This window comes from Anaeromyxobacter oryzae (genome assembly GCF_023169945.1).
GTDB lineage: Bacteria > Myxococcota > Myxococcia > Myxococcales > Anaeromyxobacteraceae > Anaeromyxobacter > Anaeromyxobacter oryzae.
Genome location: NZ_AP025591.1, coordinates 6,309,603 through 6,334,776 on the forward strand (window position 1 = coordinate 6,309,603; position 25,174 = coordinate 6,334,776).

The window sequence follows — 25,174 nt, forward strand, 5'->3', positions numbered from 1 at the left end:
AGCCGGCCGCGACGGCGCCGCCCCGGTCCGAGCCCCCAGGCGCTCCCGCCAGTGCGGGCCCGCCCGCGGAGCCGGCGGGGACCGCGCCGGCCCCCGAGCGGCGGCGGCGCGAGCGCTCCCGGCCCGCGAAGCCGCCCCGCGCGCGGGCGGCGACGGCCGCGGGCCGCGCGCGGACCTCCCCCCGCAAGGCGGCGCCGAAGGCCCGCAAAGGGACGCGTCCCAAGCGCTGAAGACGCTTTCCATTTGCCGCAGGGGGGGGCCGCGGCTAGCATCCCGCCGCATGACGAGACCGACCCTCTCCGCGATCGCGCTCGCGGCGCTCGCATTCGCCACGACTGCGCGCGCCCAGGCGCCGCAGAACGAGCCGAAGGCCGGCAAGCCCGCCGCGCAGGCGGCCGCCTCCAGGGACCTCTACGCGGTGTTCCAGACGTCCCGCGGCAAGATCGGCGTGAAGCTCCTCCCGAGCGAGGCGCCGATCACCGTGGCGAACTTCGTCGAGCTCGCCACCGGCAAGAAGACCTACAAGGATCCCTTCACGAACGAGCAGAAGAAGGGGCCGTACTTCGACGGCACGCTCTTCCACCGCGTCATCCCCGGGTTCATGATCCAGGGTGGCGACCCGGCGACGAAGAGCGCCGCGTTCGGCACCTCGGGCGTGCAGGGGCTCCCGTTCGGCGTCTCCGGCCCCGGCTACAAGTTCGACGACGAGCTGCCGAAGCCGGGCACGACCCTCTTCGAGAAGCCGTGCGTGCTCGCGATGGCCAACTCCGGCCCGAACACCAACGGCTCGCAGTTCTTCATCACCGAGGGCTACGGCGCCCGCGTCCCGCAGCTGGAGCCGCGCGCCTGCGACTCGAAGTCGGGCGTGTGCGGCTACACGCGGTTCGGTCAGGGCGTCTGCGGCTGCGACCTCGTCGGCCAGATCGCCCGCGCCGGGAACTCCCAGACGCGGCTCGAGAAGGTGACGATCCAGAGCGAGCCCCCGACCTGCAAGTAGGAACGGCGATCACGGGCGGGACACGCCGCCCACGGACGGCCGCGGGCGGCCGGCGGAGGCAGAGATGGCGGAGCAGCTCTACGCGACGTTCAAGACGTCCCTGGGCGACATCGTGGTGAAGCTCCTCTCGGAGAAGGCCCCGAAGACGGTGGCCAACTTCGTGGAGCTCGCGGAGGGCACGCGCGAGTGGACGGACCCGCGGACGCGCCAGAAGGTGAAGACCCCGCTGTACGACGGGACCGTCTTCCACCGGGTCATCCCGGACTTCATGATCCAGGGCGGCGATCCGCTCGGCACCGGCACCGGCGGCCCTGGTTACCGGTTCGAGGACGAGATCGGCCCCGACAACCGCTTCAACCGGCCCGGTCTCCTCGCGATGGCGAACGCCGGCCCGAACACCAACGGCTCCCAGTTCTTCATCACCGAGGTGCCGACGCCGCACCTCGACCGCGGCCACACGATCTTCGGCGAGGTCGTGAAGGGCGGTGAGCTCATCCCGAAGATCGCGCGCACCGGCAACTCGAAGGTGAAGCTCGAGAAGGTCGTCATCACCCGCGGCGCGCAGCCCGCCTGACCGGCAGGCCGCGCTCCGTCGAACCCAAGGCGCCCGGACGCGGACCTCCGCATCCGGGCGCGATCACCTCATGGCCACCCGCAAGAAGAAGCAGCACCCGCTCCGCGCCGGCTTCGTCGCCATCGTGGGGCGCCCGAACGTCGGCAAGTCCACGCTCCTGAACCGCGTCCTCGGGGAGCACGTGGCGATCGTCTCGCCGCGGCCGCAGACGACACGCACCCGCATCCTCGGGGTCCACAACCTGCCGGGCGCGCAGATCGCGTTCTTCGACACGCCCGGCCTGCACCGGGCGAAGGGCGCGCTCAACCGGCGCATGGTCGAGACCGCGCTGCAGACGCTCGCCGAGGTCGACGCGGTCCTGATGCTCGTCGAGGCCGGCACCGGCCCGGAGGGTCGCGTCGAGATCGGCGAGGCGACGCGCTGGGCAGCGGAGGAGGTGAAGCGCTCCGGGAAGCCCGCGATCCTCGGGATCTCGAAGATGGATCGCGCGCCGCGCGAGACCCTCCTCCCGGTGATCGACGCGTACAAGGACCTGCACGCGTGGGCGGAGATCGTGCCGTTCTCCGGCCTCACCGGCGAGAACGTCGATCACCTCGTCGAGGTGCTCGTCCAGCACCTCCCGGAGTCGGAGGCGCCGCTGTTCCCCGCCGACGTCCTCACCGACCAGGCGGAGCGTCAGCTCGCAGCGGAGTACGTGCGGGAGCAGGTGATGCTCCAGACGCGCCAGGAGATCCCCTACGCGGTGGCGGTGGAGATCGAGGAGTTCGACGAGTCGGAGCGCCGCGACGGCCGCGGGCTCGTCCGCATCGCCGCCCTGATCTACGTCGAGCGCGAGTCGCAGAAGGCGATCGTGATCGGCAAGGGCGGCGCCATGCTCAAGACGATCGGCACCGCCGCCCGCAAGCGGCTCGAGCGGCTGCTCGGCTGCAAGGTGTTCCTGTCGCTCGTGGTGAAGGTCGAGGAGCGCTGGAGCGAGCGCGACGCGACGCTCCGGAGGCTCGGCCTGTGACCCTTCGACTCCGGGCCGCCTCCGGCGGCCCTACGCTCAGGGCGGGCGGTCCCCAGGCCGCTCCGGCGAGGCAGACATGAGACCCCTCATCGCCCTCGTCGGCCGTCCGAACGTCGGCAAGTCCACGCTGTTCAACCGCCTCGCCGGCCGCCACGCGGCGATCGTCGAGGACGTCCCCGGCGTCACCCGCGACCGCAACTACGCGGACTTCATCTGGGACGGCCGCACGCTATCGGTCGTCGACACCGGCGGGTTCGAGCCCGAGTCGCGCGATCGCCTCATGTCGCAGGTCCGGCAGCAGGCCCAGCTCGCCGTGGACGAGGCGACCGCGGTCGTCCTGGTCGTGGACGGGCGCGAGGGGCTGACCGCGCTCGACCGCTCCGTCGCGAGCATGCTGCGGCGCTCGGGGAAGCCGCTCTTCGTCGCCGTGAACAAGGTCGACACCGCGCGGACCGAGGGCGAGATCCCGCTCGCGGACTTCTACGAGCTCGGGTTCGGCGACGTGCACGCGCTCTCGGCGGAGCACGGCCGCGGCGTCTCGGAGATGGTGGACGCGATCGTCGAGAAGCTCGAGCTGCCGGAGCTGCCGCCGCCGCCGGAGGAGCAGGAGGAGCCGCAGGAGGTCGAGGAGGCCGACCGCCCCCGCGGCGACGTCCGGATCGCGATCGTCGGCCGCCCGAACGTCGGGAAGAGCACGTTCGTGAACGCGCTGCTCGGGCAGGAGCGCTTCGTCGTCTCCGACGTGCCCGGCACCACGCGCGACTCCATCGACTCGATCGTCCAGCACAAGGGTCAGCGCTTCGTCGTCACGGACACCGCCGGGATCCGGCGCAAGCGCTCCATCGCGCAAAAGGTCGAGTCCTACTCGGTCGTCCGCGCGATGAAGGCCATCGACCAGGCCGAGGTCGTCGCGTGCCTCCTCGACGCGACGGAGGCGGGCGTCGAGCAGGACGCGCGCCTCCTCGGGCTCGTCGCCGAGAAGGGGAAGGCGCTCATCATCGTCGTGAACAAGTGGGACATCGCCGAGCGCGAGGGCGCCACGCAGGACTGGTACGAGAAGGAGCTCGGGAAGCGGCTCCCGTTCGTCGCGTTCGCGCCGTTCGTCTTCGTGTCGGCGAAGGAGGGGCGGGGGGTGACGAAGGTGCTCGACCGCGCGGTCCGCCTCGTCGAGCAGTACCGCGCGCGCTTCCCCACGCCGCAGCTGAACGAGCTGCTCGAGAACCTCCAGGACGAGCACCCCGCGCCCATCTCCCGCGGGCACCGCGTGAAGCTCTACTACGTGGCGCAGGTGGCGTACGCGCCGCCGACGTTCGTCATCCAGTCGAACCATCCCGAGGGGATGACCGACCACTACCGGCGATACGTGGAGAACCGGTTCCGCGACGCGTTCGGGCTCGAGGTCCCGATGCGCCTCGTGTTCCGGGAGCGGAAGCGCCGGAGCAGGCCGCCGCCGAAGAAGCACGAGTGATCGGCGGCGAGCCCGCGCCCGCCGGCTTCTCGCTTGACGGCCCCCGGGCACCCGCCTAGATTGGCCCGGTTTTTCCTCAGGTTTCTAGCGTCGCGCCCCGGAGAGGTCCCATGTCGAAGAGCACGGTCATCAGCCGCAAGGACATGAAGGAGCCGGACAAGTTCCAGGAGGCCGCGACGCAGGCGGCGAGCTGGCTCGCGTCCCGGAAGCGGCACGTCATGCTGGCCGGCGGGGCCGCCGTCGTCGTGGTCCTGCTCGTCGCCGTCGTCTCGCTCGTCCAGGGCCGCCGCGAGGCCCAGGCGGGCGCCGCCGGGGCGGAGCTGCTCACCGCGGTGGCGGGGACCGTGGGGCAGGCGCCCACGCCGGGCGCCGCCGCGCAGACGTTCCCGACCGAGGAGGCGAAGCAGCGGGCGATCGTCGCCGCGGCGGACAAGGTCATCGCGCAGTACGCCGGCACCGGGCCGGGCGATCTCGCGCTCCTCTCGAAGGGCGACGCGCACTACAAGCTCCGCGAGTGGGACGGGGCGAAGGACGCATACGAGAAGTTCCTCGCCGCGGCGCCGGGCAAGGACTCGCTCCGCTTCGGCGCGCTCGAGGGGCTGGGGCTCGTCGCCGAGGCGAAGGGCGACCTCGACGGCGCCGTGAAGGCGTACGAGCGGATGGCGAAGGATGCGCCGGCGTTCGCGGACCGCGCGGACCTGGAGCGCGCCCGGGTGCTGGAGCAGGCGGGGAAGGGCGCGGAGGCGAAGGCCATCCTCACCGACTTCGCGAAGAACCACGAGAAGTCGCTCCTCGCCCCGGAGGCCGCGCAGCGGCTCGCCAAGCTCGGTGGCGGGTAGATGACGGGCGCCGCGCTCGCCCTCGCGCTCGCCGCCGCGCCGACGGGCCTCTCGGCGCGGCTGCCGCCCGCGCCGCTCGCCCTGTACAGCGTCGCGTGGGAGCGGCCGATCGCGCCCATCCAGCCGCTCGAGGCCGCCCCGCTCGAGGCGGGGGGCGCGGTCGTGGATCCGGCCACCGGGATCGTCGTCTTCGGGACGCGCGACGGGTGGCTGCACGCGCTCCGCAAGGACGGCACGGTCGCCTGGGAGCTCCGGGGCAACGGCGCGTTCAACGGCCCGCCGGCCATCGAGGGCGACACGGTGTACGCCGGCGCGAGCGACGGGCGCCTGTACGCGATCGCGATCGCGACCGGCAAGGAGCGGTGGCGCTACGAGGCGAAGGAGGAGCTCGCGACCCGCCCCGCGATCGTGGAGGGCACCGTCTTCGTGATGAGCCTCCAGGACACGCTGTTCGCCGTGGACGCGCGGACCGGCGCCTGGAAGTGGCACCACCGCCGGGAGCCGCGGGCGGGCTTCAGCATCCGCGGCGCGGCCGGCGCGGCGGTGCGGGCCGGCGTGGCGTATGCGGGCTATTCCGACGGCTGGGTCGCCGCGGTCGACGCGTCGAACGGCCGCGTGATCTGGGAGAAGCCGGTCGCGCCCCAGGGCGACTACCTGGACGTGGACGGCCTCCAGGTCGAGGACGGTCGCGTGTTCGTGGCCGCGTACTCCGGCGCGGTGCTCGCGCTCGACGCGAAGACCGGCGACACCGTCTGGACGTTCCGGACGCCCGGCGCGGCGCGCGTCGCGGTCCGCGGCGGCCTCGTCGTCGCGGTCACGGTGAGCTCGGTCGTGGGGCTCGCCCGCGACAACGGCGCCCGGCTGTGGGCGACTCCGCTCCACGGCGCGCCCACCGCGCCCCCGCTGTTCGCCGGGTCCTGGATCGTCGTCCCCGCTGGGACCGGCGGGCTTCGCTTCCTCGAGCCCGCGAGCGGCCGGACGTTGAGGGTGTTCGATCCCGGCAGCGGCGTCTCCAGCGCACCCGGGGTCCTCGGCAGCCGGATGTACGTCCTGTCCAACGCCGGCGGGCTGTTCGCGCTCGACCTGTCGTGACGCGGATCCGGGTGGTCGCGGCGGTGGTGCGGCGCGGGGACGTGATCCTCGTGACGCGCCGGCCGGACCGTCCCGGCCGCCCCGGGCAGTGGGAGTTTCCGGGCGGCAAGGTCGAGGCGGGCGAGACGGAGCCCGCGGCGCTGCGCCGGGAGATCGTCGAGGAGCTCGGCTGCGGCATCGAGGTCGGGCCGCTGCTCGTCCGCCGCGTGCACGCGTACCCGGACCTCGAGGTCGAGCTCGCCTTCTACGCGGGGCGCCTCCCGGACGGCGCGGCGCCCGAGCCGATCGGCGTGGCGGAGATCGCGTGGGCGGCGGCCGACGGGCTCGCGTCGTACGACTTCCTCGAGGCGGACCGCGCGGTGCTCCCGGAGCTGGCACGGCTGAGCGCGGCCCACGGCTGAGCGCGGCCCACGGCGAGCCGGTCCCGCGAGGCCGCCGGGTGCGGGCCCCGGCGCTCAGCGGCGCTTCTTCGGCTTCTGCTTCGGCTCGGGCGGCGGCGGCTGCCCGGCGGCGCGCAGCGCCAGCGCGGCCGGCGCGTACGCCTTCCCGCTCGAGTCGTGCAGCTCGCGCGTGACGGCGCCGTCGACCCGGAGCGTGTAGCGCGCGCCGGGCGTGAGCGGCGCAGCCGGCGAGAGCGTGAGCCGCGTCGTCGCCCCGACCTCCTGGGACCCCGACGCCGAGACCAGCGCGTCGGCCCCGTCGAGCAGCACGAGGCGCGCGTCGGTGGTCGGTACGGCGAGCTCGACGCGGAACGAGACCGATGGATCCACGACGGTCTCGCCGGTGCGGGCGAGGGCCGTCGCGGCTCCGCCCGGCTCGACCGCCGCGACCTGGCGGAGGACGGCGGTCACGGGGGAGGGCGGTGGCGGGGGAGGAGGCTCCGGCCTCGGCGGGGCAGTCTCCGGCGGGGCGGCCTCCGGCGTACCGGAGGGCGTTCCGGACGGCGCGGGCGCGCCCGGCGGAGGCGCCGCGAGGGCGCCGGGCTGCGGGGTGGCCTGCGCGAGCGGCTGCTCGGCGGCGGGCGGCGTCGCGGTCTCCGGCGTCACGGCGGCCGCGGGCGCGGAGGCCGGCCCCGGCGAGCAGGCGGCGAGGAGGCCGGAGGCGAGGAGCGCGCACGCAGCGCGCGGCGGCTTCGGCATGGAGCCGAGCCTAGCACGAACGGGTCAGCGAGCGCCGCCCGGGCGCGGCGCGGCCCCTCCGGTCCTGCGCCGGCTCCCGGCGCGGTCCATGATGACCTACGCTGTCTCGCCGGCTCGACCGCCGCTCGGCGGCCGACCGGGGGTTCGAAGGGGGGCGAACGGCGATGGACGGCATCCCCGCAGCGGCGACCGATGCGCGTACCGAGGTGGACCGGCTCTTCGCGGACCACGACCACCTGAGGCGCCGGCTCCGGGCGGACGTTCGCGGTGTCGCGACCCAGCTCCACGCCGAGCGGTATCCGCTCGTCGCGCTCGAGTACATCGTCGCGTACCTCGAGCACATCAAGGCGGAGCACATCGACAATCCGCAGGCCGCCGTGTACGTCGAGTCGGAGCTCGGCGCGCCTCGACGGCAGGCGGAGTACGTCGGCTGGCTCGTGGCGGCCGGCCTCGAGGTGCGCGGGAAGAGCTGCCTCGACGTCGGCTGCGGCAACGGCGGGCTCGCGCTCGCGTGCGTCGCCGCGGGCGCCCGCCGGGTGGTCGGGGTCGACGTCGCCGACCACCGAATCGTCGCCGGCCGAGAGATGTGCCGCGACAAGCCCATCGAGCTCAGGAACGCGAACATCCTCGAGGAGGACCTCGGCGAGACGTTCGACGTGATCCTCTGCACGGACGTCCTCGAGCACGTGCCGCAGCCGGACCGGCTGCTCCGCCGCATCGGCGATCACCTCGAGCCGTCCGAGCGCAGCTTCGCGTGCGTGTCGCTCTACAACAAGTTCTACCCGCGGAGTGTCCTCAGCGAGCCGCACTACGACGTGCCCGGCCTGATCCTGCTTCCGTACGAGGTGGCCTCGGCGCTCTGGGCCGAGGTCCGCGCCGCGTACCGCAGCAAGGTCGAGTACGAGGTCTTTCACTGGCACTCGTACTCCGAGTACGAGGCGATGGCGCGCGCAGCCGGCCTGAGGATGCGCCCGTACCATGGCGAGGACGCGGTGAACGCCGCCGTCCCGGAGATGAGCCGGTACGCGGAAGCGCTCTCGAGGCTCGAATCGGACGTCGAGGCGAAGCTCCGAGCGTCGCCGCTACCGGCGGCGCGGGCGGAGCAGCTTCGCGGCACGGTCGCGGCATACCTCGAGGACGCGCGACGCGATCACGCAGCGTGCCTCCGCGCGCCCACGACGGAGCGGTACGCTGCGCTGTTCGCAAAGTACTACGCCCAGCCGCTCCTCATGATCATGCAGCGGCCGCGCCCGCAGTGGTGGCGGCGGTGGCTTTCCCGGGGGGGTGTGCGCGCGGCGCGCCGCGCGACGCGATAGGGGAGCGCCGGCCTCCCGCGACCTGGGTGGACGCGTCACGTCGGCGCTCCGCGTTCGACCGGGCTGCTCGACGGCGATCCGCCGCGGCTCAGGCGGGGGGCTGGAACGGCCGTCCGCCGACGACGAGCTCGTCGATCTCGAGCCGGTGAATCCGCGCAGTCCGGATCGCCAGCGAGCGGATCGCGAGCGCGCCGACCGCCATCGCGCCGATCGCGACGGCGCCGAGGCTCGTCGCGGCGAGGCTCGTCGCGGCGAGGGCGGTGCCGAGCCGCGCGAGCGCGACCTGGCGGCGCGGCCGCTCGAGCGGCGGGATCTTCGAGAGCAGGGCCATGGCGGAATCCTTTCGCGTGGACCGCCTCCCGGCGCCCGACCGCACCGGGGCGACGCGTGGAAGGTGCGGTCCGCGCCGGGCTCGCGCACGCCGGTCCAGGTGCCGGCAGGCGGCGGCCCGGGGTGCTGGCGGGCCGCCGCCGCGGCCCGGGCTCAGTCCCTCCCCGGGACGAAGTCGATCCGGCCGAAGAGGCCGTCGGCCTCGCCGTTCGGCCCGGCGGCGAAGAAGAGCACGTTCGTCGGGCCCGCAGCCGCGCCGTTCCCGAAGCCGAGCCCCCACAGGCCGTCGATGGTGATGCGGCCACCCTTGCCGGTGAGATAGGCGCCGCCGTCCCCGTCGTCGCCCGGCGCGCGGTAGCCGACGATGTGTCCGTCGCCGAAGTTGCCGACCAGGAGCTTGCCATCGAACCGACCGAAGCCTTCCGCTGGGGCCATCGCCAGGCCCCACGGCGAATCGAGCTTCCCGCCCGACGCGACCCGCCGCAGCAGCACGCCGTCCGTGGAGAAGGCGTCCACGAACCCGTGGTGCTTTCCGGCGACGTCGTCGTGCTTCTGCGCGTCCTGCAAGGCGTAGGTGACGTAGATCGTCCCGTCGATGGCCCGGATCCCGAAGGGCGCGTAGCCGGCCGGGAGGTTCGGGTCATGGAAGCCGCCGGAGGTGGACACGGGGGCGAACGTGTCGTCGAAGACCGCGACCCGCCCGCCGCGGAAGTCCGTGGCGAAGAGCCGGTCGCCGCTGGAGGTCGAGGCGATCGTCACCCCCTTGAACACGGCGCCGCCCAGGGGATCCGAGGAGGACTCGTCCACCTTCACGATGGTGGTCGTGGACCGCGTGGCGGGCGGGGTCGGCGGAGGTACGTTCGGGTTCCAGCCGCTGATCGTCCCATCCTCGCTCGCGAAGATGAAGAACGCCGGCTCCTGGGCCCCGCCGCCCGACACGACGAACCCCGTGCCGGTGTTGTCGACGACGCCGGTGGGGGCGGCCGCGCCTCCGCCCGCGCCGGTGACGCTCACGACCAGCGGCGGGGTGCCGAACTGGGCCACGCCCTCGCCGTCGTAGAGCGTCGAGACGCCCGCCCCGTTGTCCGAGACCCACCACGGGCTCGTCCCGCGGTGAATGATGCCCCAGGCGTTCACGAGGTTCTGATCGACGTGCTCGGCGGGGATCGCGCCGTCCGAGACCAGGTTTCGCTGCACGTAGAGGCCACCAGTGGAGTCTGCCGTCGCCGGCTGCTGCGCGGCCGCCTGCGCCGCGGCGCTGCTGCGGGACGATCCGGGGCCGCAGGCGGACATCGAGAGTGCGACGGCGGCGAGCGTGGCGGGGAACGACAGGGCGCGTGACGTCATGCGTGCCTCCTTGGGCCCCGGAGCGCGGAGCCGGCTCGCAGGCGGGCGAGCGCGGTCGCGGGGCATTCACGAAGCTGATGCGCCGGCGCGCGCTCGGTATCGCGCGACGGGGGCGGATCGTGGGGGCCGCCCGAGGTGGCCACACGGCCACGACGGCCCGCTGCTCTCGGGGGCCCGCGCGTCGCTGCTACACCTCATCGCGATGATCGGGGACGGGACGCTCCTCGAGGGTTCGCGGCCCTGGCGGCCCACCGAAGCGCTCGCCCGGCATCTCGTCGATACCGGCATCGGGTCCTGACCGGCGCGCTCGCCGGAATATGCCGACGCGACGCGCGAGGGCACCGCGGGCTAGGTGCTCGGCGATCGAAACCGGGCGGCGAGCTCCGCCGGGAGCGAGTCCCGGCGCTCCGACGACACGGGGAGCACCAGGACCCCCGGCAACCGCTTCGCCTCCGCGATGAAGCCGCCGCCGAGGAGCGCCACGGTCCCGAGGAAGGGCACGGCCGAGCCGAGCGCCCGTCGCGCGGCGGCGACGAACGCGGGCGAGAGGCATTCCATCTTCCCGATCTCGTCGACGACGAGGAGCCCGACGTGGGGTGACGGCTCGAGCTGCGAGAGCGCCGCCTCGAGCTCCGCGACGTGAACGGTGTAGCGGCCGACCCGCGGGCCGCCGGCAGCGCCCACGGTGGCGAGCCGCGCCACACGTCCGTCGAGCGTCACGATCCGGAACCCCGTCCTGCCGGTCCGGCCGCGGACCTCCTCCGTGTAGAAGCCCGCCATCGGGAGGCCCGGCAGTAGCGCGATCGTGCGCCGGATCGCGGTCGTCTTGCCCGACCCCGGTGGGCCGGTGAGGAGGACGCGAGGAGGTGACACGGCCGCAAACTGGGCACCGTGGAAGCGAAAGGCGCGCCCGGAGAGGCCGCCTGCATCGAGCACGGACCGCGGCGGCCGGGACCGCACTCCGGTAGAGGACACGCCATGACTGCAGAGCGCATGGCAGACCTACCGGTCGCGTTCGTCCCGCAGCAGGCCCTCGCGTTCGAGGGGCGACTCGGCTTCTGTCCGGCCCCCGGACGATGGCGGGCGGACGTCACGCTCGAGCGCGGGCGGCTGCTCGACGACGATCTGGCCTCGCTGCGCGCATTCGGGACGACGACGCTGGTCGTCCTGCTCGAGGAGGAGGAGATGGCGCGGATCGGTCTGGCAGGCCTCCTCGAGCAAGCGCGTCGTGCCGGGCTGGAGGCGCTGTGGTTCCCCATCCCGGACGGGGCGGCGCCCTCGGACCTGGAGGCCACGGCTCGGCTCGTGGAGCGGATCGTCGATCGCCTCGCCTCGGGCGGATCCGTCGTGGTGCACTGTCACGGCGGGATCGGGCGGAGCGGGACGATCGCCGCGTGCTGCCTGGTCGCGTCCGGAGCGGAGCCGGGGACCGCGCTCGGCATCGTCCGCAACGCGCGCCCGCTGGCGGCCACCGCGCCGGGGCAGGAGGACTTCGTCCACGCGTTCGCGTCGGCGTGGGAGAGGAGGGGCGCAATCCGCTGACGGACGACGCTCCTGAGCATCCTCGCTTTTACCCGGGTGGAATTGACAAGGACAATATCACCCGGGTAATACACCGGGCCGTCACGCCCTGGCGTCCGGGGCCACACAGGAGCGAGCCCGTGCGGGAGAACCTCGAGGAGTCGGCGGAGGCGGGGACCCCGGTGGGCGGTGTCTCGTACGCCGAGGGGCCGGACGGTCTCCGGCTGCCGCTCATCGACATCGGCCATCCCGCGTTTCGTGTCGCGCTCGACGATGCCGCGCTGGAGCGCATGGGGGAGGCGTTCGTCGAGGAGCAGGTGCGCGCGAGAGGCTCGTGGCCGAGGCGCCTGTTCGACCGGTTCGTGCTCCCGCGCTTCCTCCGGCGCTCCCTCATCGGCCGCGGGCTGCTCGCCGCCCAGGGCGCGACACTCGACGGCCTCACCACGTACCTGTTGAAGCTCGGCCCGGATCACCTCGACGCCACCTGGGCGAACGAGCTGGATCGGCGCATCGCTGCGAGCTTCCCAGGGCTCTCCCTGAGGCTCCGGCTGCAGGACGTCGCCGAACTGCTCGGTGCGGCGCTGGCGACGGGGCTCGCGAGGGCCCCGGACCGGCCCCTCTGGCTGGTGTCGCTGGCGGGCGGCGCGGGGATGGAGAGCCTGAACGCGCTGGCCCGGCTGCAGCGCATCGCCCCGGCCTCGATCGCGGCGCGGGGGGTCCGGGTGCTCATCCTGGACCCCGACCTCCGGATGACGGACTTCGGGCGTACGGCGCTGGCCGCGTGGAGCGCTCCGGGCGGTCCGCTGCACGGCGTCCGAGTGGAGCTCGAGCGCGCAGCCTACGACTGGCGCGATCCGGAGAGCCTCGACCGCATCCTGGCGACGATCCCCGGATCGGCGCTGGTCGCCATCGCGTCGGAGGGCGGGCTGTTTGACTACGCCGACGATGCGGCCGTCGCGACGCACCTCCGGTCGATCCGGGCCCGCTGCCCACCGGAGACCGCGGTCTGCGGCACGCTGAACTCGCCCGGCCGCGCCGGCGCGCTCCTGAACCACGGAAGCCGGGCGGCCGTTCGTCCTCGCTGCCTGGAGGAGATTCGGGGGCTGGCGGCGACCGCGGGGTGGGTCGTGGTCGAAGCCCGCGAGCGCCCCCTGAACACGGCGTTCCGTCTCGAGCGCGCCGGCGGGTGAACGTCCTGCAGCCCATCACGACGGGTTCGCGGGCGGGTGCCGTTACCGAGCACGAGTCACCCGTATCGTTCCAGGTCCTCGATTCGTCTACGGAGGAGGCGAACCGATCCGCCCCGAGATCGCTCGGGGCAGGAGGACCACATGAAAGGGCACACTCCAGACTTCTCGCTGGACGTGGAAGGAGTGACGGGCTTCTGTCCGGTCGGGGAGGCGTACGCGACCCAGCAACTCGCGGCAAGAAAGCTCCCTGTTCTTTCCTGCGAGGGACCATGCGTCCGCGGGGAAATCGCGAGACTCGCGGCCAACCTGATCGCGAAGGAGGTCCCGTATCTCGCGCGCGCATGCCATGGAGAGGCATTCTTCGTCCCGCACTCGGCGATGGCGACCTGGGTCAAGAGTGCCGACAAGACGATCATGATCGATGGCTGCTTCCTCAAGTGCCACGGGCGCGCCCTGAAGAACCTGATCGGGGAAGAGAAGCTCGTCGAGATCGATGCGCTGCCCTTGCACAAGAAGTACAGCGACCTGTTCTCGATGGACGATGTGCCCGAACAGGAGCTCAAGGCCGTGGCGCGACAAGTGGCCGACAAGATCATCGCCACGTTGCAGCAATCGGTGAAGTGATCGGCGCCGGGGAGCAGCTCGACAGCGGATCGAGAAGCAGGGGCACGGCCCACGGCCGATGCCGCTCACCGCCGAGGCAGAACGCGACCGCGTGCGAGGTGGCGCGGGTCGGCGATCGTTCGCCGGCGCACCCGAGGTCGGTCTCTACACGTCGCTCGCCCGCACGGAGCGAACTCCCAAGCCGTATCGTTTCAGATCCCCGGTTCGTCTACGGGAGACGAATGGAAACGCAGCCATAGAGGAGGTAACTGAAATGCCATGGTTCGGATTGTGGGGAACGACCGGCAGCGCTTTCTGGTGGGTCCTGCCGCTGATCGGGCTGGTCTTCATGAGCGTCATGTTCTTCGTGTGCTTCCGAAGCTTCGGCTTGGGGTGCATGGGTGGGCGCCAGCGCACTTCCAGCGAGATCTCGGACCTACGGCACCAGGTCGAGAGCTTGAAGGAGGACGTTCGGAAGCTGGTGCCGCAGCCGAAATGAGGCCCTCGCACGCGACTGACGCCGGCCCGTGCGTACTGGAGTGAGGCGTTTGGGCAGGCGTCGAACGCACCGTCCGAACCGGAGGGAAGGCGAACGTCCTGGGGCCCGGTACGGACGGAGGACGCGAGGCCCATGCGCGCTGCATTCTCGCGGATGGTGTCCACGCCGGACTGCGCGCGGTCGAGGACGTGGACTGCGAACCCGCTCGCATGTCCTCGTCCTCGGCGGCTCGCGGCCCGCCCTTCATGCCACCCACAGCGGGTAGAACCCGAGCGCGACGAGGGCCGCGCCCGAAAGCCGATCCACCCACACGCGCCAGCCGAGCCGGTCGAGGCGGCGCGCGAGCTCGCTCGCAGCCGTCCCGAGGAGCAGGATCGGGAGGCCCACGCCGATCCCGTAGGCGAAGAGAAGCGCGGCCCCGTAGACCACGCTCTGCTTGTACGCCGCGAACGTGAGCACGGAGGCGAGCACCGGCGTACCGCACGGCGCGACGACGAGGGAGAGCAGGAGACCCGTCGCAAACGCGCCGAGGATCCCGCCGGTGCGAACGGTTCCCGAGAACGAAGGGAGCGGGATCCTGAGCCACCCGAGGAGGTGAAGCCCCATGGCGATCGGCACGGCCGCGATGACGTACGGAGCCCAGCCTCCGAGGCCGGAGAGCGCGCGCCCGGCGATCGCGGCGGCCACGCCGAGCAGGGCCGTGGCGGTGGCGACGCCGGCGACGAAGGCGCCGGAGTTCCGGACGCCGGCGGCGGCCGTCTCGCAGCGGCCGGCGCAGCACGTGGCCGCCGCCGCCGGGTAGAGGGGGAAGCAGCAGGGGTTCAGGCCCGCCACGACGCCCCCGGCGAGCGCGAGCGGAACGGCGACGAGGCCGCCGGACGCAGCCGCCGCGCGCAGCGACTCGATGAGCGCCGTCACCGCCTCTGCCTCTCGAGCGCGGCGAGATCCGTCGTGATCGCCGCCACCGTCTCGCTCGACTCGCCCTCGCGTCGCGTGAGGACGCGTCCGTCGGCACCGAGCAGGAGGACGGTGGGACTCACCGCCACGCCGTAGCGGGAGACGGCCGGGTCGGTCGGGGCGAGCTCCTGAACCTCGACGCCGCGTCGCTTCGCCTCGCGGACGCGCCGGATGATCTGTCCGCACCCGCACTCGGTGTCGGCCTCGCGGGGGTCCGCGATCAGGACCACCGAGGGCGACGCGGCGCGCTCGCTCACCGCGGCCTCGACCGGGCGCTGGCGCATCATCTTCACGCCGACGATGGAGGCCGCGGCGAGGGCGACCGCGGCGACGGCGAAGGGCTTGGGGCTCATTGGGCTCGCTCCAGCTTGGACGCCGACCGGCGTCGTCAGGCGGGGCTTCAGGTGGAGCCGCTACAGCAGCTCTCCTCGGTCCGTTCGGAAGGATGTGGCTCGGGAGCGCGGTCCTGCACGTACGGCGCACCGGTCCGCAGGCTCTCCTCGGCGCGCGCCAGCTCGCGGCCGAGGTAGACCGCATGATCGAGCCGGGACAGAACCCCGCGCTCGACCGCGGTGGCCGCGACGGCGCTCGCGGTCGGCCCTTCGATAACGACGTCGAGGACACCCTCGTTCCGGTAGTGCTCGAGGACGAGGCCGCGCGTCCGATCGGGGTAGACGACGAGGAAGCCAGCGGGATCGAGCACGAGGCGCTTCGGCTCGCGGGCGCCGATCACGCGGACGGCAGTGGCCGCGGGAGCGCCCTCGAACGGGCCGGGCGCGCGCGCCGCGCAGGCCTCGATCTGCTGGGTGACGAGGTCGGCATCGACCTGGCCGATGAGCGCGACGAGCTCCACCTGGCGCCGGAACGCCTCGATCTGCTCGCGGGTCACGTTCTTCAGCACGGGCCGCTTGCCATGGGCGCCGCGGATGCGGCCGTCCTCATCGGCCCCGTCCGCGCACAGCGCGGCGAGCGACTGCCCGGGGAGGTGCCCGATGGCCTGGCGAGTGTCCTCGCCACAGACGACGAGGAAACGGACGTTCGGGTTCGCGAGGACGTTCCGCACGATGCGCTCGATCCCGAGGTTCTCGGTGTGGAGCGTGCCCGTGATGGCGAGGCCGGGCGGACGGCGGGCGGCGAGGTCGCTCGTGAGGGAGGCGCTGTTCAGCGTGCAGACCGCCACCGAGGCCCCGTATCTCAGCACGCGGTAGTCGCCGGGAAGCGGCGGCCAGCCGCCGCGCTCGACCGGCGCGTCCGTCGGGCAGAGCGGCGCGCGGGCCTCGCCGGGGAAGGCATCGGCGAAGGCGTTCTCGGCGATCGCGGGGAAGCAGATCTCGCAGCCGAGGCAATCGTACTTTCTCGGCGCGAACGTCTCCCGGGAGCGCGCGAGCGCGGGCGCGAGCTCGGTCCGGCCCGGCTCGGTCTGCTCGAACGCGGCGACGGCCGCCTGGAAGCACCCGCAGGCGTGGCACTTCGTTGCCGCCGTGGCCTCGCCGAGCTGCTCGGCGACGATGACGAGCGCTGCGGAGCGGCGGGTGGTCACGTTCTCGCCCATGCTTGAACGACCTTCAGGCCGCCGCCTGACGGACGGCGTGCGTGGCCAGGTCGGCCGCGAACCGATCGCGCAACGCGTAGTACGCCATCTTGCCGTCGTTCCGGAGCTTCAGGATGCCGAGCTGGCGGAGCTTGCGCAGGTGATGCGATGCGGCCGCGACGCTCATCCCGAGCACGTGCGCGACGTCGCACACGCATAGCTCGTCTGCCAGGAGCAGCGCATGGAGGATCCGGAGGCGGGTGCGGTCGGCCAGCGCGGCGAACAGGATTCGGGCCTCCTCGAGCGCCTCGTCCGAGGGAAGGTCGCGCTTCACCCGCGCGACCAGCTCCGCCTTGAAGCAGGGGACGTCGCAGAGATCACCGCAGGGGACGGGCTGGGCACGCCGCCTGGTCTGCTTCAAACGCATGTTTGAATGTTACCGGACCGGTTCGCGGAGGCCAATCGCTCGTCACGGACGTTGCGTCCAAGGGCAGGCGTTCGCCAGCCTGCATCCTCGCGGGTGCCATCGCGATCTCCGGCCGTCGACGTGTACGTAAAGGCGCTCCAGGCTCCTGAGGTCCTCGGCCTGGGTGGAGCTCCGGGCACGGGGCTCTCGCATCGCGAACCCAACAGGTCGGTCAACGAGGAGCCGCATCCGGCAGCGCGCCCGGAAGCCCTGGAAACAGCGCAGAACACGAGAATCAGGCAACCCCTCAGACCCTGACTGGACGTCTGATAATATGGATTATGGAAACTAACCGCGCGGACGGGTCAGCGTCCTCCGGTCGAACCAGCGCGCCGTTCCGGCCGCCGTGTTCCCAGTGCTTCCGGCGACGGCCGAGGTCCTCGCCGCGACGCGATTCCGGACGCCCCTGCCCCAGCGCACGGACGACCGCGACGTGGCCGTCGCGTGGAGGCGCGAGCGATGGAGCTCGAGGCCCTGGGGCCGGACCGCGCTCAGGCCTCGGGCGGCTTCCGCGCCGGCGCCGCCGCGGCGACCCGGCCGCCGCCCACCGCATCGCCGTCGTCGCGCGCGTCGACCAGCTCGCCCGCGCGCGCGCCGTGGGCGTGGTGCTCGGCGTGACCGCAGCAGCCCTGCTGCCGCGCCAGCACCTTCACGATCCGTGGCGCACCGGCTGCGTCGGCGACGGCGCACGGACACTGCTCGGCGCCGGACGACGACAGCCGGTCCTGGATCGCGGCGAGCCCCTCGAGCAGCTCCTGCTTCACGCGCTTCAGCCGCTCGAGGCGCCGCTGCGCCTGCTCGAGGTGGACCGCGAGGACCTCCTGGAACCGCAGCGCGAACTCCGCGGCGCTGTAGCAGCCGGACCGCAGGTCGAGGAGCGACCGGATCTCGCAGAGCGACAGCCCCAGCTCGCGGAGGTCGGAGATGAGCCGCAGGCGCTCGAGATCCTCTTCCGTGTACCGGCGGTGACCGCCCTCGCTCACGACGGACGGCTTGAGGAGTCCCTCTTCCTCGTAGAACCGGATGGTCCGGACCGTGTTTCCCGTCGCTCGGGCAAGGTCCCCAGACGAGAGGTCGGCGCGCATCGCATCCGTCACCTAACCGCCTGAATCGACGGAGTCAACGCACACTCTCACCCACTTTTCCGTCACGTGTGTTGCCACCAGAACGCCTTGACCGGCATCACACCTGGCGATTAATGGACCGGGCGCATCCGGGTTTCCGGGCGACGCCGAGGAGCAACCGAGCATGAGCAACGTGGTGGCGGTGACCGGGCGCAAGGGACAGCCGCACAGAAAGAGCCGCATCGAGCTGTACGGCGAGGCCCCGCTGCCGACCGCGCGGGGCCTGTTCCGCACCGTGGTGTTCCGGGAGCCGGAGTCCGGGGCCGAGCACGTCGCGATGGTCATGGGCGACGTGGCCGGAGACGCGGTCCCCGCGCGCATCCACTCGGAGTGCCTCACGAGCGAGGTGCTCGGGTCGCTCAAGTGCGACTGCCGGGCCCAGCTCGACCGCGCGCTCGACTACATCGCCGAGCGCGGCCGCGGCGTGCTGCTCTACCTCCGCCAGGAAGGCCGCGGGATCGGCCTCGGCAACAAGATCCGCGCGTACGCGCTCCAGGCGCAAGGCCACGACACGTACGAGGCGAACCGGCTGCTGGGGTTCCCCGACGACCTCCGCCGGTACGACGTGGCCGCGGACATGCTGCGGCTCCTCGGCGTCCGGTCCGTCGAGCTCATCACCAACAACCCCGAGAAGCTCCGCGGGCTCGTCGACGCGGGCGTGCCGGTGAAGGGCCGGATCCAGCTCCCCTCCCCGGCGAACCCTTTCAACGTCGAGTACCTCCGCGTCAAGCGCGAGCGGACCGGGCACCTCATCGAGCTGGACGAGGACGACTCGGCGCTGGCCGGGTAGCCGCGTCAGCCCTTCAGCAGCTCCCGCGCGATGACGAGCCGCTGGATCTCGCTCGTCCCCTCGTAGATCGTCTGGACCCGCGCGTCGCGGAAGTAGCGCTCGACGGGGAACGCGTCGGTGTACCCGTAGCCGCCGTGGATCTGGACGGCGTGGCCGACGGCGCGCTGCGCGGCCTCCGAGGCGAAGAGCTTCGCCATCGACGCCTCGCGGGTGAACGGCAGCCCCGCCTCCTTGAGCGCCGCCGCGCGGAGCACGAGCAGCCGCGCCGCGTCGTGCTCGGTGGCCATGTCCGCGAGCATGAACGAGATGGCCTGGTGCTCCGCGATGGGCACGCCGAAGGTCCGCCGATCCTTCGCGTACCGGGCGCTCGCGTCGAGCGCCGCGCGCATCGTGCCGGTCGCCTGCGCGGCGATCCCGATCCGGCCGCCGTCGAGAGCCGCGAGGGCGATCCGGTACCCGCCCCCGATCTCGCCGAGGCGCGCCGCGTCCGGGACCTCGCAGCCGTCGAAGGCGAGCGAGACGGTCGAGCTCGCCCGGATCCCCATCTTCTGCTCGTGGCGCCCGACGACGAGCCCGGGCGTCCCGCCGTCCACGAGGAACGCGGTGACCCCGCGGCTCCCCGCCGCGGGATCCGTCTTCGCCCAGACGACGATCACGCCCGCGACGTCGCCGCTCGTGATCCACTGCTTCTCGCCCTCGAGCACCCACCGGTCGCCCCGGCGGACCGCGCGCGTGCGCATCGCAGCCGCGTCGCTCCCCGCCTGCGGCTCGGAGAGCCCGAACGCGCCGGCGAGGTACTCCCCGGACGCGAGCCGCGGCAGGTGCCGGCCGCGCTGGGCCTCGGTCCCGAACCGGGCGATGATCTCGCCGACCATGTTCGTGACCGCCATGGTGACCGCGGTCGAGCAGTCGGCGGCGGCGATCTCCATGAGCGCGATCGCGTACGCGACCGCCCCAGCCTCGGAGCCGCCGTGCGCGGCGGGGACGTTCACGGCGAGCAGGCCGAGCTCGCCGAGGCCGCGGACGAGGGCGGCGGGGAACCTGCACAGGCGGTCGTTCTCGGCTGCCACCGGCACGATCCGGTCGCGGGCGAACGCCCGCGCGACGTCCCGGATCGCGCGCTGGTCCTCGGTGAGGTCGAGGCGCATGTCGTGTCGAGGTCGGAGGCGCCGGCGCTAGTCCTTGAGGACCGACGCCGAGATGACCATCCGCTGGATCTCGCTCGTCCCCTCGTAGATCTCGGTGATGCGGCTGTCGCGCCAGTGCCGCTCGACGTCGCACTCCTTCATGTAGCCGAGGCCCCCGTGGATCTGGAGCGCCTTCGAGGTCACGCGCTCGCACATCTCGGACGCGAACAGCTTCGCCATCGCGCTCTCGGCGGTGTGGCGGACCCCCTGGTCCTTGAGCGCGGCGGCGCGGAGGACCAGGAGCCGGGCGGCGTCGAGCTCCGTCGCCATGTCCGCGAGCATGAACTGGATCGCCTGGAACTGCGCGATGGCCTGGCCGAAGGCCTTGCGCTCCTTCGAGTACGCCACCGCCTCCTCGAGGGCGGCGCGGGCGATCCCGAGCGCCTGCGCTCCGATCCCGATCCGGCCGCCGTCGAGGGTGGCCATCGCGATCTTGAACCCGTCGCCTTCCTGGCCGAGCCGGTACCGCTCCGGGATCTCGCAGCCCTCGAAGAACACCGTGCACGAGCCGGACGCGCGGATCCCGACCTTCTCGTCCGGCTTCCCGCGGGTGAAGCCCTTCACGTCCGTCGGCACGAGGAACGCGCTGATCCCGCGGTGCCGCTTCTCGCGATCCGTCATCGCGAACACGAGGATCACGTCGGCCTGCGGGCCGTTCGTGATGTAGTTCTTGCTACCGTCGAGCACGTAGACGTCGCCGCGCCGGCGCGCGGTCGTGCGCATCTCGGCGGCGTCCGAGCCGCTCATCGGCTCGGTGAGCGCGAACGCGCCGAGCTTCTCGCCGCGCGCGAACGGCGTCAGGAACTCCTTCCTCTGGGCGTCCGTGCCGAACTTCAGCACCGGGTCGCAGTAGAGCGAGTTGTTCACGCTCATGATGACGCCGGTGCCGGCGCAGCCGCGGCTGATCTCCTCCATCGCCACCGCGTACGAGACGTTGTCCATGCCGGCGCCGCCCCACTCGGCCGGCACCGCCACGCCGAGGAGCCCCATCTCGGCGAGCTTCGCGACGGCCTCCCGGGGGAAGTGGTGCTCGGCGTCCCAGCGGCGCGCGTTCGGCCGGAGCTCCGACTCGGCGAACTGGCGGCAGAGATCCCGGACCTGGCGCTGCTCCTCGGTGAGCTGGACGTCCATTGGCATCCTCCCGTTGGTGCTCAGGTTCCCTTCCACTGCGCCGGCCGCTTCTCGAGGAAGGCGCGCATGCCCTCCTTCGCGTCTTCGCCGCCGAACAGCCCCGCGAACCCCTGCCGCTCGAGCGCGTTCGCCTCGCCGAGCGGGAGGTCCGCGCCCTGCTGGATGAGCCGCTTCGCCGTCGCGACGGCCACGGGCCCGCGCGAGGCGACGGTCCGCGCCTTGCCGCGCGCGTGCTCGAGGAGCTTCTCCGGCGGGACGACGTCCAGGCAGAGCCCCATCGCCTTCGCGGTCGGGGCGTCCACCATGTCGCCGGTGAGGACGAGCTCCTTCGCGCGCATCGGGCCGACTCGGCGCGTGAGCCGCTGCGTGCCGCCGAAGCCGGGTACGAGCCCGAGGTTCACCTCGGGCTGCCCGAACCGCGCCCGCTCGCTCGCGTAGACGAGATCGCACGCGAGCGTGAGCTCGCACCCGCCGCCGAGGGCGAAGCCGTTCACCGCCGCCACCGTGACGATCGGCAGCGCCTCGAGGAGCCCGAAGACACGATGCCCGAGCGCGGCGAACTCGCGCGCCTCCGCAGGGCCGAGCCGCGACATCGCGGCGATGTCGGCGCCCGCCACGAACGCCTTGTCGCCGGCACCGGTCACGACGAGCGCCCGGACGCCCTTGTCGCGCCCGGCCTGCTCGAACGCCGCGGAGAGCTCCTCGAGCGTCTTCTGATCGAGAGCGTTGAGCTGCTTCGGCCGGTTCACCGTGACCGTGGCGATCCCGTCCGCGATGTCGACGAGCAGGTTCTCGAACCCCATGGCGCCTCCTCACCCGTACGTGTAGAACCCGCGCCCGCTCTTCCGGCCGTACCACCCGGCCGCGACGTAGTTCCGGAGCAGCGGCGCCGGCCGGTACTTGTCGTCGCCGAGCTCGCGGTGGAGCACCTCCGCGATGTACAGGCAGGTGTCGAGCCCCACGAAGTCGGCGAGGGTGAGCGGGCCCATCGGGTGGTTCAGGCCGAGCTTCACCGCCGTGTCGATGTCCTCCGGCGAGGCGAGCCCCTCCTGCAGCGCGAAGCAGGCCTCGTTGAGCAGCGGGATGAGGATCCGGTTCACGATGAAGCCGGGAGAGTCCTTCGAGGTGACGGTGGTCTTCCCGAAGCGCTTCGCGAGCGCGACGACGGCCTCGTAGGTCGCGTCCGAGGTCTGCAGCCCGCGGATGATCTCGATGAGCTGCATCACGGGCGGCGGGTTCATGAAGTGCATCCCGACGAACTGGGCCGGGCGCCTCGTCGCCGCGGCGAGCGCGGTGATCGAGATGGAGCTCGTGTTCGAGGCGAGGATCGCGTGCGCGGGGAGGATCGCGTCGAGCTTCCTGAAGATCTCCTTCTTCACGCCCTCGTTCTCGACGACCGCCTCGATGGCGAGATCCGCGCCGGCGCAGTCGTCGAGCGAAGCCGCCGGCCGGATCCGGCCGAGCACGGCCTCGCGATCCGCGGCGCCGAGCTTGCCCTTCTCGACCAGCTTCCCCAGGGTCGCGCCGAGCTTCTCGACGGAGCGGCGCGCGAGGTCGGCGGATGCATCCGCGACCACCACCGACAGCCCCGCCTGGGCCGCGACCTGCGCGATCCCCGAGCCCATCTGCCCCGCACCGATCACCGCCATCCGGTCGATGCCCATGCGTGCGCCCCCCTGTCTGTAGTCGAGTCGGTCGCTGCCATGTAAGAAGCCCGTTCCGGGCTTGTCAACGAGCACGAGCGTTCGAGCGTGTGACAGTCCCGTGGCGGACGCGACGCCTCATCCGGGGCGCGCGCCATCCATGCAACGGATCCTCCGTGAGATCGCGAGGGATGTCGCCCGGATCACCGGCGCGCCGCTCGCGCAGATCCTCGTCATCCGACCTCACGCCGGGGAGCGTCGGGTCGAGACCCTCGCCGCGGCCACCGCGCCGCCGCTGCCTGCGGCGCGCGCCGCGGAGCTCACGCGCCTCCTCGGGCGCGATCCCGTCCTCGCCGCCGACCCGCTGCTCGGGGACGACCCGCCTCCTCGCGTCGTCGCGCCCTGCGAGCCCGAGCTCGCCGCCCTCCTCTCACCGGCCCTCCGCACCGCCGCACCCGTCTCGGTGTCCTGGCGGCTCGCCTCTGGCCTCGGGAGCGCGACCGTCCTCCGGGTCGTGCTCCCGGCCGCCCCGCACGGCGCGGCGCTCCGCATGCTGGACGCCGCCGCCCGCCTCGCGACCGGCCGTGTCGAGGCGGAGGGCTTCCGGCGCGAGATGGCCGGCTGGAACGCTGCCTACCGCACGTTCCAGGAGGGCGCGGGCGACGCGATGCTCGTCGTGCACGCGGGGACGGGTCGCGTCCTCGAGGTGAACGAGAAGCTCTCGGCGCTCGCCGGGCTGGGCCGGCGGGAGCTCCGGCGGCGGAGCCTCGCGGAGCTCTTCGAGCACCCGTACCTCGACGGCGCGGCGCTCCTCGCCCGTCTCGCCTCGGGCCGGGTCGTGCGCGAGGACGAGGCGCGGCTCCGGCGCCGGCGCGGCGAGGCGGTCCCGGTGGCGATCACGGCCACCCGCTTCGAGCTCGAGGCGGAGCCGGTCCTCCACGTGATCGCCCGGGACGCGACGCGCGAGCGGCGCGCCCTCGCCGAGCTGCGCCAGGCGAAGGACACGCTCGCCGCCCTCCACCTCGCGGGCGCCCACCTCACCGTCGAGACCGACGAGGCCGCCATCTACGGCGTCCTCGCCCGCGAGCTCTCGCGGCTCGGCTTCCACTGCGGGGTGCTCGCGCCGGCCCTCGACGGCGGCTCCGGCCTCGTCTGGCGGTTCCTGTCCTTCCCCCTCCCCGTCCGGCGCCAGCTCGACCGCGTCCTCGGGCGGGCCCTCGACGCGACGCGGGTCGATCCGCTGGAGGTCTCCCTCGTCCGCCGCTGCCTCGTGGAGCGCCGGACGATCCACACGGACGCGGCCCGCGGCGCGGTCCAGGGGCTGCTCGGCGGCGCGACGCCGCTGCAGCTCCGGCGCCTCGGCCGGCTCGTCGGGATCCGGCGCCTCATCCTCGCCCCACTCCGGCGCGAGGGGCGCCCCGTCGCCGTCCTGGTCGTCGGCGCGGCGAAGCTCCGGAAGGGAGATCCCGAGGCGATCGACGCGTTCGCGCTCCAGGCCTCGATCGCGCTCGAGAAGGCGCGCCTCATCGGCGCGCTGCGCGAGGAGCGCGCCCGGCTCGAGACGGAGGTCGAGCGGCGCACCGCGGAGCTGCGCCGGGCCGTGGAGGCGCTCGAGGAGACCGATCGCCGGAAGGACAACTTCCTCGCGAACATCTCCCACGAGCTCAGGACGCCGCTCGTGACGGTCCTCGGCTACGCGGACCTGCTGCTCACCGAGAAGCTCGGCGAGCTCGCGCCGCGCCAGCGGTCCGCGCTGCAGGTGGTCGCCTCGAGCGGCCGGCGCCTCAAGACGTTCATCGAGGAGCTGCTGGAGCTCTCGCGGCACGAGCTCACACGCGACGCCCTCGCCTTCGCGCCGTGCCACGTGTCCGAGGTGATCACGCAGGCGGTCCTCGCGCTCGCGCCGCGGTTCGCGGAGCGCGGGCTCAGGGTCCGCGCGCGCGTGGCGCGCGGGACGCCGCCGGTGTGGGCGGACCGCGAGCGGGTCCTGCAGGTGCTCGTGAACCTGCTCGGGAACGCGGAGCGGTACAGCCCGGACGGCTCGGCGATCCGCGTCGCGGCGGCGGAGGTCGCGCCGGGCCGGGTCGAGGTGTCCGTGTCGGACCGCGGCGCCGGCATCGCGCCCGAGCATCTCGACAACATCTTCGACCGGCTCTATCAGGTGCGCGACGACCGCGCGCCGCGGCACAAGGGCGGCGCGCTCGGGATCGGCCTCGCCATCGTGAAGAGCATCGTCGAGGCGCACGGCGGTACCGTGTCGGTCCGCTCGCGCGTGGGGCGCGGGACGACCTTTCGCTTCTCGCTCCCGACGCCGCGGTCGGACGCGGGTCCGGCGACGCCGCCGGCCAGCTCCGCCGCGCGCTGACGGCGGAGCCGTTCGTGGTGAGCCGTCGAGCCACGGACGGGCGTGGCCGGACGCCC

General features: G+C 73.0%; 27 protein-coding genes. 14 read left to right on the forward strand and 13 right to left on the reverse strand.

The annotated features are described in order from the left end of the window. The first annotated feature begins 280 nt into the window (after positions 1–280). The 7 genes from AMOR_RS27720 (at position 281) to AMOR_RS27750 (ending at position 6,380) form a co-directional block, all read left to right on the forward strand. On the forward strand, positions 281–997 hold the full coding sequence (locus tag AMOR_RS27720; protein WP_248356680.1) for a peptidylprolyl isomerase: 717 nt from the start codon (positions 281–283) through the stop codon (positions 995–997). 64 nt (positions 998–1,061) lie between these two features. Continuing rightward, positions 1,062–1,571, forward strand: a complete 510-nt coding sequence (locus AMOR_RS27725) for a peptidylprolyl isomerase (RefSeq protein ID WP_248356682.1) — start codon at positions 1,062–1,064, stop codon at positions 1,569–1,571. Positions 1,572–1,641: 70 nt separating this feature from the next. Further along, a complete protein-coding gene (era, locus tag AMOR_RS27730; protein ID WP_248356683.1) occupies positions 1,642–2,580 on the forward strand; it encodes a GTPase Era in 939 nt (312 codons plus the stop codon). 76 nt (positions 2,581–2,656) lie between these two features. Further along, positions 2,657–4,048, forward strand: coding sequence for a ribosome biogenesis GTPase Der (gene der / locus AMOR_RS27735; protein WP_248356698.1), 1,392 nt, complete (start codon positions 2,657–2,659; stop codon positions 4,046–4,048). 110 nt (positions 4,049–4,158) lie between these two features. Beyond that, positions 4,159–4,887, forward strand: a complete 729-nt coding sequence (locus AMOR_RS27740; RefSeq protein WP_248356700.1) for a tetratricopeptide repeat protein — start codon at positions 4,159–4,161, stop codon at positions 4,885–4,887. Continuing rightward, entirely contained in the window at positions 4,888–5,979 is a 1,092-nt protein-coding gene (locus AMOR_RS27745; protein ID WP_248356709.1) for an outer membrane protein assembly factor BamB family protein, read from the forward strand. Then, positions 5,976–6,380, forward strand: coding sequence for a (deoxy)nucleoside triphosphate pyrophosphohydrolase (locus AMOR_RS27750; protein WP_248356711.1), 405 nt, complete (start codon positions 5,976–5,978; stop codon positions 6,378–6,380). The genes AMOR_RS27745 and AMOR_RS27750 overlap by 4 nt, the downstream gene beginning before the upstream one ends. Positions 6,381–6,434: 54 nt before the next feature. Here the strand turns inward: AMOR_RS27750 and AMOR_RS27755 are convergent, their stop codons facing one another. Next, the gene (locus tag AMOR_RS27755; RefSeq protein ID WP_248356714.1) at positions 6,435–7,118 is read right to left on the reverse strand and encodes a hypothetical protein; all 684 of its coding nucleotides are present in this window, start codon (positions 7,116–7,118) and stop codon (positions 6,435–6,437) included. A gap of 164 nt (positions 7,119–7,282) precedes the next feature. Here AMOR_RS27755 and AMOR_RS27760 point away from each other — a divergent pair, with 164 nt between their 5' ends. Next, complete coding sequence (locus AMOR_RS27760) at positions 7,283–8,434, forward strand: class I SAM-dependent methyltransferase (RefSeq protein ID WP_248356716.1); 1,152 nt, start codon at positions 7,283–7,285, stop codon at positions 8,432–8,434. An 88-nt stretch (positions 8,435–8,522) separates the two neighbouring features. On the opposite strand, the gene AMOR_RS27765 is transcribed toward AMOR_RS27760, so the two are convergent. From AMOR_RS27765 to AMOR_RS27775, 3 genes are all read right to left on the reverse strand, one after another. After that, positions 8,523–8,765 carry a hypothetical protein gene (locus tag AMOR_RS27765; protein ID WP_248356719.1) on the reverse strand — a complete coding sequence of 81 codons (243 nt, stop codon included), beginning with the start codon at positions 8,763–8,765 and terminating at the stop codon, positions 8,523–8,525. A gap of 152 nt (positions 8,766–8,917) precedes the next feature. Next, positions 8,918–10,111 (reverse strand): TIGR03118 family protein, encoded by a 1,194-nt coding sequence (locus AMOR_RS27770; protein WP_248356722.1) that lies wholly within the window; start codon positions 10,109–10,111, stop codon positions 8,918–8,920. Between the two features lie 348 nt (positions 10,112–10,459). Beyond that, positions 10,460–10,984 (reverse strand): nucleoside-triphosphatase, encoded by a 525-nt coding sequence (locus AMOR_RS27775; protein WP_248356725.1) that lies wholly within the window; start codon positions 10,982–10,984, stop codon positions 10,460–10,462. 105 nt (positions 10,985–11,089) lie between these two features. Here AMOR_RS27775 and AMOR_RS27780 point away from each other — a divergent pair, with 105 nt between their 5' ends. The 4 genes from AMOR_RS27780 (at position 11,090) to AMOR_RS27795 (ending at position 13,924) form a co-directional block, all read left to right on the forward strand. Next, positions 11,090–11,653, forward strand: a complete 564-nt coding sequence (locus AMOR_RS27780; RefSeq protein WP_248356729.1) for a cyclin-dependent kinase inhibitor 3 family protein — start codon at positions 11,090–11,092, stop codon at positions 11,651–11,653. Positions 11,654–11,772: 119 nt separating this feature from the next. Beyond that, complete coding sequence (locus tag AMOR_RS27785; RefSeq protein ID WP_248356731.1) at positions 11,773–12,822, forward strand: hypothetical protein; 1,050 nt, start codon at positions 11,773–11,775, stop codon at positions 12,820–12,822. 141 nt (positions 12,823–12,963) lie between these two features. Further along, positions 12,964–13,446, forward strand: coding sequence for a putative zinc-binding protein (locus tag AMOR_RS27790; RefSeq protein ID WP_248356735.1), 483 nt, complete (start codon positions 12,964–12,966; stop codon positions 13,444–13,446). Between the two features lie 58 nt (positions 13,447–13,504). Beyond that, positions 13,505–13,924, forward strand: coding sequence for a hypothetical protein (locus tag AMOR_RS27795; RefSeq protein WP_248356738.1), 420 nt, complete (start codon positions 13,505–13,507; stop codon positions 13,922–13,924). A gap of 243 nt (positions 13,925–14,167) precedes the next feature. Here the strand turns inward: AMOR_RS27795 and AMOR_RS27800 are convergent, their stop codons facing one another. The 5 genes from AMOR_RS27800 to AMOR_RS27820 all read right to left on the reverse strand — a co-directional run bounded on the left by AMOR_RS27800 (position 14,168) and on the right by AMOR_RS27820 (position 17,975). After that, positions 14,168–14,842, reverse strand: coding sequence for a cytochrome c biogenesis CcdA family protein (locus AMOR_RS27800; RefSeq protein ID WP_248356741.1), 675 nt, complete (start codon positions 14,840–14,842; stop codon positions 14,168–14,170). Continuing rightward, on the reverse strand, positions 14,839–15,234 hold the full coding sequence (locus tag AMOR_RS27805) for a hypothetical protein (protein ID WP_248356744.1): 396 nt from the start codon (positions 15,232–15,234) through the stop codon (positions 14,839–14,841). Before AMOR_RS27805 ends, AMOR_RS27800 begins: the two co-directional genes overlap by 4 nt. A 47-nt stretch (positions 15,235–15,281) precedes the next feature. Beyond that, complete coding sequence (locus AMOR_RS27810; RefSeq protein ID WP_248356748.1) at positions 15,282–16,433, reverse strand: DUF4346 domain-containing protein; 1,152 nt, start codon at positions 16,431–16,433, stop codon at positions 15,282–15,284. Between the two features lie 13 nt (positions 16,434–16,446). Continuing rightward, positions 16,447–16,839 (reverse strand): ArsR/SmtB family transcription factor, encoded by a 393-nt coding sequence (locus AMOR_RS27815; RefSeq protein WP_248356762.1) that lies wholly within the window; start codon positions 16,837–16,839, stop codon positions 16,447–16,449. Positions 16,840–17,369: 530 nt separating this feature from the next. Beyond that, positions 17,370–17,975 carry a MerR family transcriptional regulator gene (locus AMOR_RS27820; RefSeq protein WP_248356765.1) on the reverse strand — a complete coding sequence of 202 codons (606 nt, stop codon included), beginning with the start codon at positions 17,973–17,975 and terminating at the stop codon, positions 17,370–17,372. A 151-nt stretch (positions 17,976–18,126) separates the two neighbouring features. Between AMOR_RS27820 and ribA the strand changes: the two genes are divergently transcribed. Next, positions 18,127–18,792 (forward strand): GTP cyclohydrolase II, encoded by a 666-nt coding sequence (ribA, locus tag AMOR_RS27825; protein WP_248356768.1) that lies wholly within the window; start codon positions 18,127–18,129, stop codon positions 18,790–18,792. A gap of 5 nt (positions 18,793–18,797) precedes the next feature. Here the strand turns inward: ribA and AMOR_RS27830 are convergent, their stop codons facing one another. The 4 genes from AMOR_RS27830 to AMOR_RS27845 are packed head-to-tail and all read right to left on the reverse strand — an operon-like array spanning position 18,798 to position 22,774. Continuing rightward, complete coding sequence (locus tag AMOR_RS27830; protein WP_248356771.1) at positions 18,798–19,940, reverse strand: acyl-CoA dehydrogenase family protein; 1,143 nt, start codon at positions 19,938–19,940, stop codon at positions 18,798–18,800. A gap of 27 nt (positions 19,941–19,967) precedes the next feature. Next, the gene (locus AMOR_RS27835) at positions 19,968–21,110 is read right to left on the reverse strand and encodes an acyl-CoA dehydrogenase (protein ID WP_248356774.1); all 1,143 of its coding nucleotides are present in this window, start codon (positions 21,108–21,110) and stop codon (positions 19,968–19,970) included. A 20-nt stretch (positions 21,111–21,130) separates the two neighbouring features. Beyond that, entirely contained in the window at positions 21,131–21,913 is a 783-nt protein-coding gene (locus AMOR_RS27840) for an enoyl-CoA hydratase/isomerase family protein (protein WP_248356776.1), read from the reverse strand. A 9-nt stretch (positions 21,914–21,922) separates the two neighbouring features. Then, positions 21,923–22,774 carry a 3-hydroxybutyryl-CoA dehydrogenase gene (locus tag AMOR_RS27845; RefSeq protein WP_248356778.1) on the reverse strand — a complete coding sequence of 284 codons (852 nt, stop codon included), beginning with the start codon at positions 22,772–22,774 and terminating at the stop codon, positions 21,923–21,925. A gap of 139 nt (positions 22,775–22,913) precedes the next feature. Here AMOR_RS27845 and AMOR_RS27850 point away from each other — a divergent pair, with 139 nt between their 5' ends. Beyond that, complete coding sequence (locus AMOR_RS27850; RefSeq protein ID WP_248356780.1) at positions 22,914–25,118, forward strand: ATP-binding protein; 2,205 nt, start codon at positions 22,914–22,916, stop codon at positions 25,116–25,118. The last annotated feature ends 56 nt before the right edge of the window (positions 25,119–25,174 follow it).

What these genes read in the sequence shown, in the direction of transcription:
- AMOR_RS27845 (WP_248356778.1), bottom strand. Translation starts at nt 22,774, where the DNA reads ATGGGCATCGACCGGATGGCGGTGATCGGTGCGGGGCAGATGGGCTCG.
- AMOR_RS27850 (WP_248356780.1), top strand. Translation starts at nt 22,914, where the DNA reads ATGCAACGGATCCTCCGTGAGATCGCGAGGGATGTCGCCCGGATCACC.
- AMOR_RS27760 (WP_248356716.1), top strand. Translation starts at nt 7,283, where the DNA reads ATGGACGGCATCCCCGCAGCGGCGACCGATGCGCGTACCGAGGTGGAC.
- era (WP_248356683.1), top strand. Translation starts at nt 1,642, where the DNA reads ATGGCCACCCGCAAGAAGAAGCAGCACCCGCTCCGCGCCGGCTTCGTC.
- AMOR_RS27830 (WP_248356771.1), bottom strand. Translation starts at nt 19,940, where the DNA reads ATGCGCCTCGACCTCACCGAGGACCAGCGCGCGATCCGGGACGTCGCG.
- AMOR_RS27740 (WP_248356700.1), top strand. Translation starts at nt 4,159, where the DNA reads ATGTCGAAGAGCACGGTCATCAGCCGCAAGGACATGAAGGAGCCGGAC.
- ribA (WP_248356768.1), top strand. Translation starts at nt 18,127, where the DNA reads ATGAGCAACGTGGTGGCGGTGACCGGGCGCAAGGGACAGCCGCACAGA.
- AMOR_RS27720 (WP_248356680.1), top strand. Translation starts at nt 281, where the DNA reads ATGACGAGACCGACCCTCTCCGCGATCGCGCTCGCGGCGCTCGCATTC.
- AMOR_RS27815 (WP_248356762.1), bottom strand. Translation starts at nt 16,839, where the DNA reads ATGCGTTTGAAGCAGACCAGGCGGCGTGCCCAGCCCGTCCCCTGCGGT.
- AMOR_RS27795 (WP_248356738.1), top strand. Translation starts at nt 13,505, where the DNA reads ATGCCGCTCACCGCCGAGGCAGAACGCGACCGCGTGCGAGGTGGCGCG.
- AMOR_RS27745 (WP_248356709.1), top strand. Translation starts at nt 4,888, where the DNA reads ATGACGGGCGCCGCGCTCGCCCTCGCGCTCGCCGCCGCGCCGACGGGC.
- AMOR_RS27725 (WP_248356682.1), top strand. Translation starts at nt 1,062, where the DNA reads ATGGCGGAGCAGCTCTACGCGACGTTCAAGACGTCCCTGGGCGACATC.
- AMOR_RS27835 (WP_248356774.1), bottom strand. Translation starts at nt 21,110, where the DNA reads ATGGACGTCCAGCTCACCGAGGAGCAGCGCCAGGTCCGGGATCTCTGC.
- AMOR_RS27755 (WP_248356714.1), bottom strand. Translation starts at nt 7,118, where the DNA reads ATGCCGAAGCCGCCGCGCGCTGCGTGCGCGCTCCTCGCCTCCGGCCTC.
- der (WP_248356698.1), top strand. Translation starts at nt 2,657, where the DNA reads ATGAGACCCCTCATCGCCCTCGTCGGCCGTCCGAACGTCGGCAAGTCC.
- AMOR_RS27780 (WP_248356729.1), top strand. Translation starts at nt 11,090, where the DNA reads ATGACTGCAGAGCGCATGGCAGACCTACCGGTCGCGTTCGTCCCGCAG.
- AMOR_RS27810 (WP_248356748.1), bottom strand. Translation starts at nt 16,433, where the DNA reads ATGGGCGAGAACGTGACCACCCGCCGCTCCGCAGCGCTCGTCATCGTC.
- AMOR_RS27840 (WP_248356776.1), bottom strand. Translation starts at nt 21,913, where the DNA reads ATGGGGTTCGAGAACCTGCTCGTCGACATCGCGGACGGGATCGCCACG.
- AMOR_RS27805 (WP_248356744.1), bottom strand. Translation starts at nt 15,234, where the DNA reads ATGAGCCCCAAGCCCTTCGCCGTCGCCGCGGTCGCCCTCGCCGCGGCC.
- AMOR_RS27770 (WP_248356722.1), bottom strand. Translation starts at nt 10,111, where the DNA reads ATGACGTCACGCGCCCTGTCGTTCCCCGCCACGCTCGCCGCCGTCGCA.
- AMOR_RS27790 (WP_248356735.1), top strand. Translation starts at nt 12,964, where the DNA reads ATGAAAGGGCACACTCCAGACTTCTCGCTGGACGTGGAAGGAGTGACG.
- AMOR_RS27765 (WP_248356719.1), bottom strand. Translation starts at nt 8,765, where the DNA reads ATGGCCCTGCTCTCGAAGATCCCGCCGCTCGAGCGGCCGCGCCGCCAG.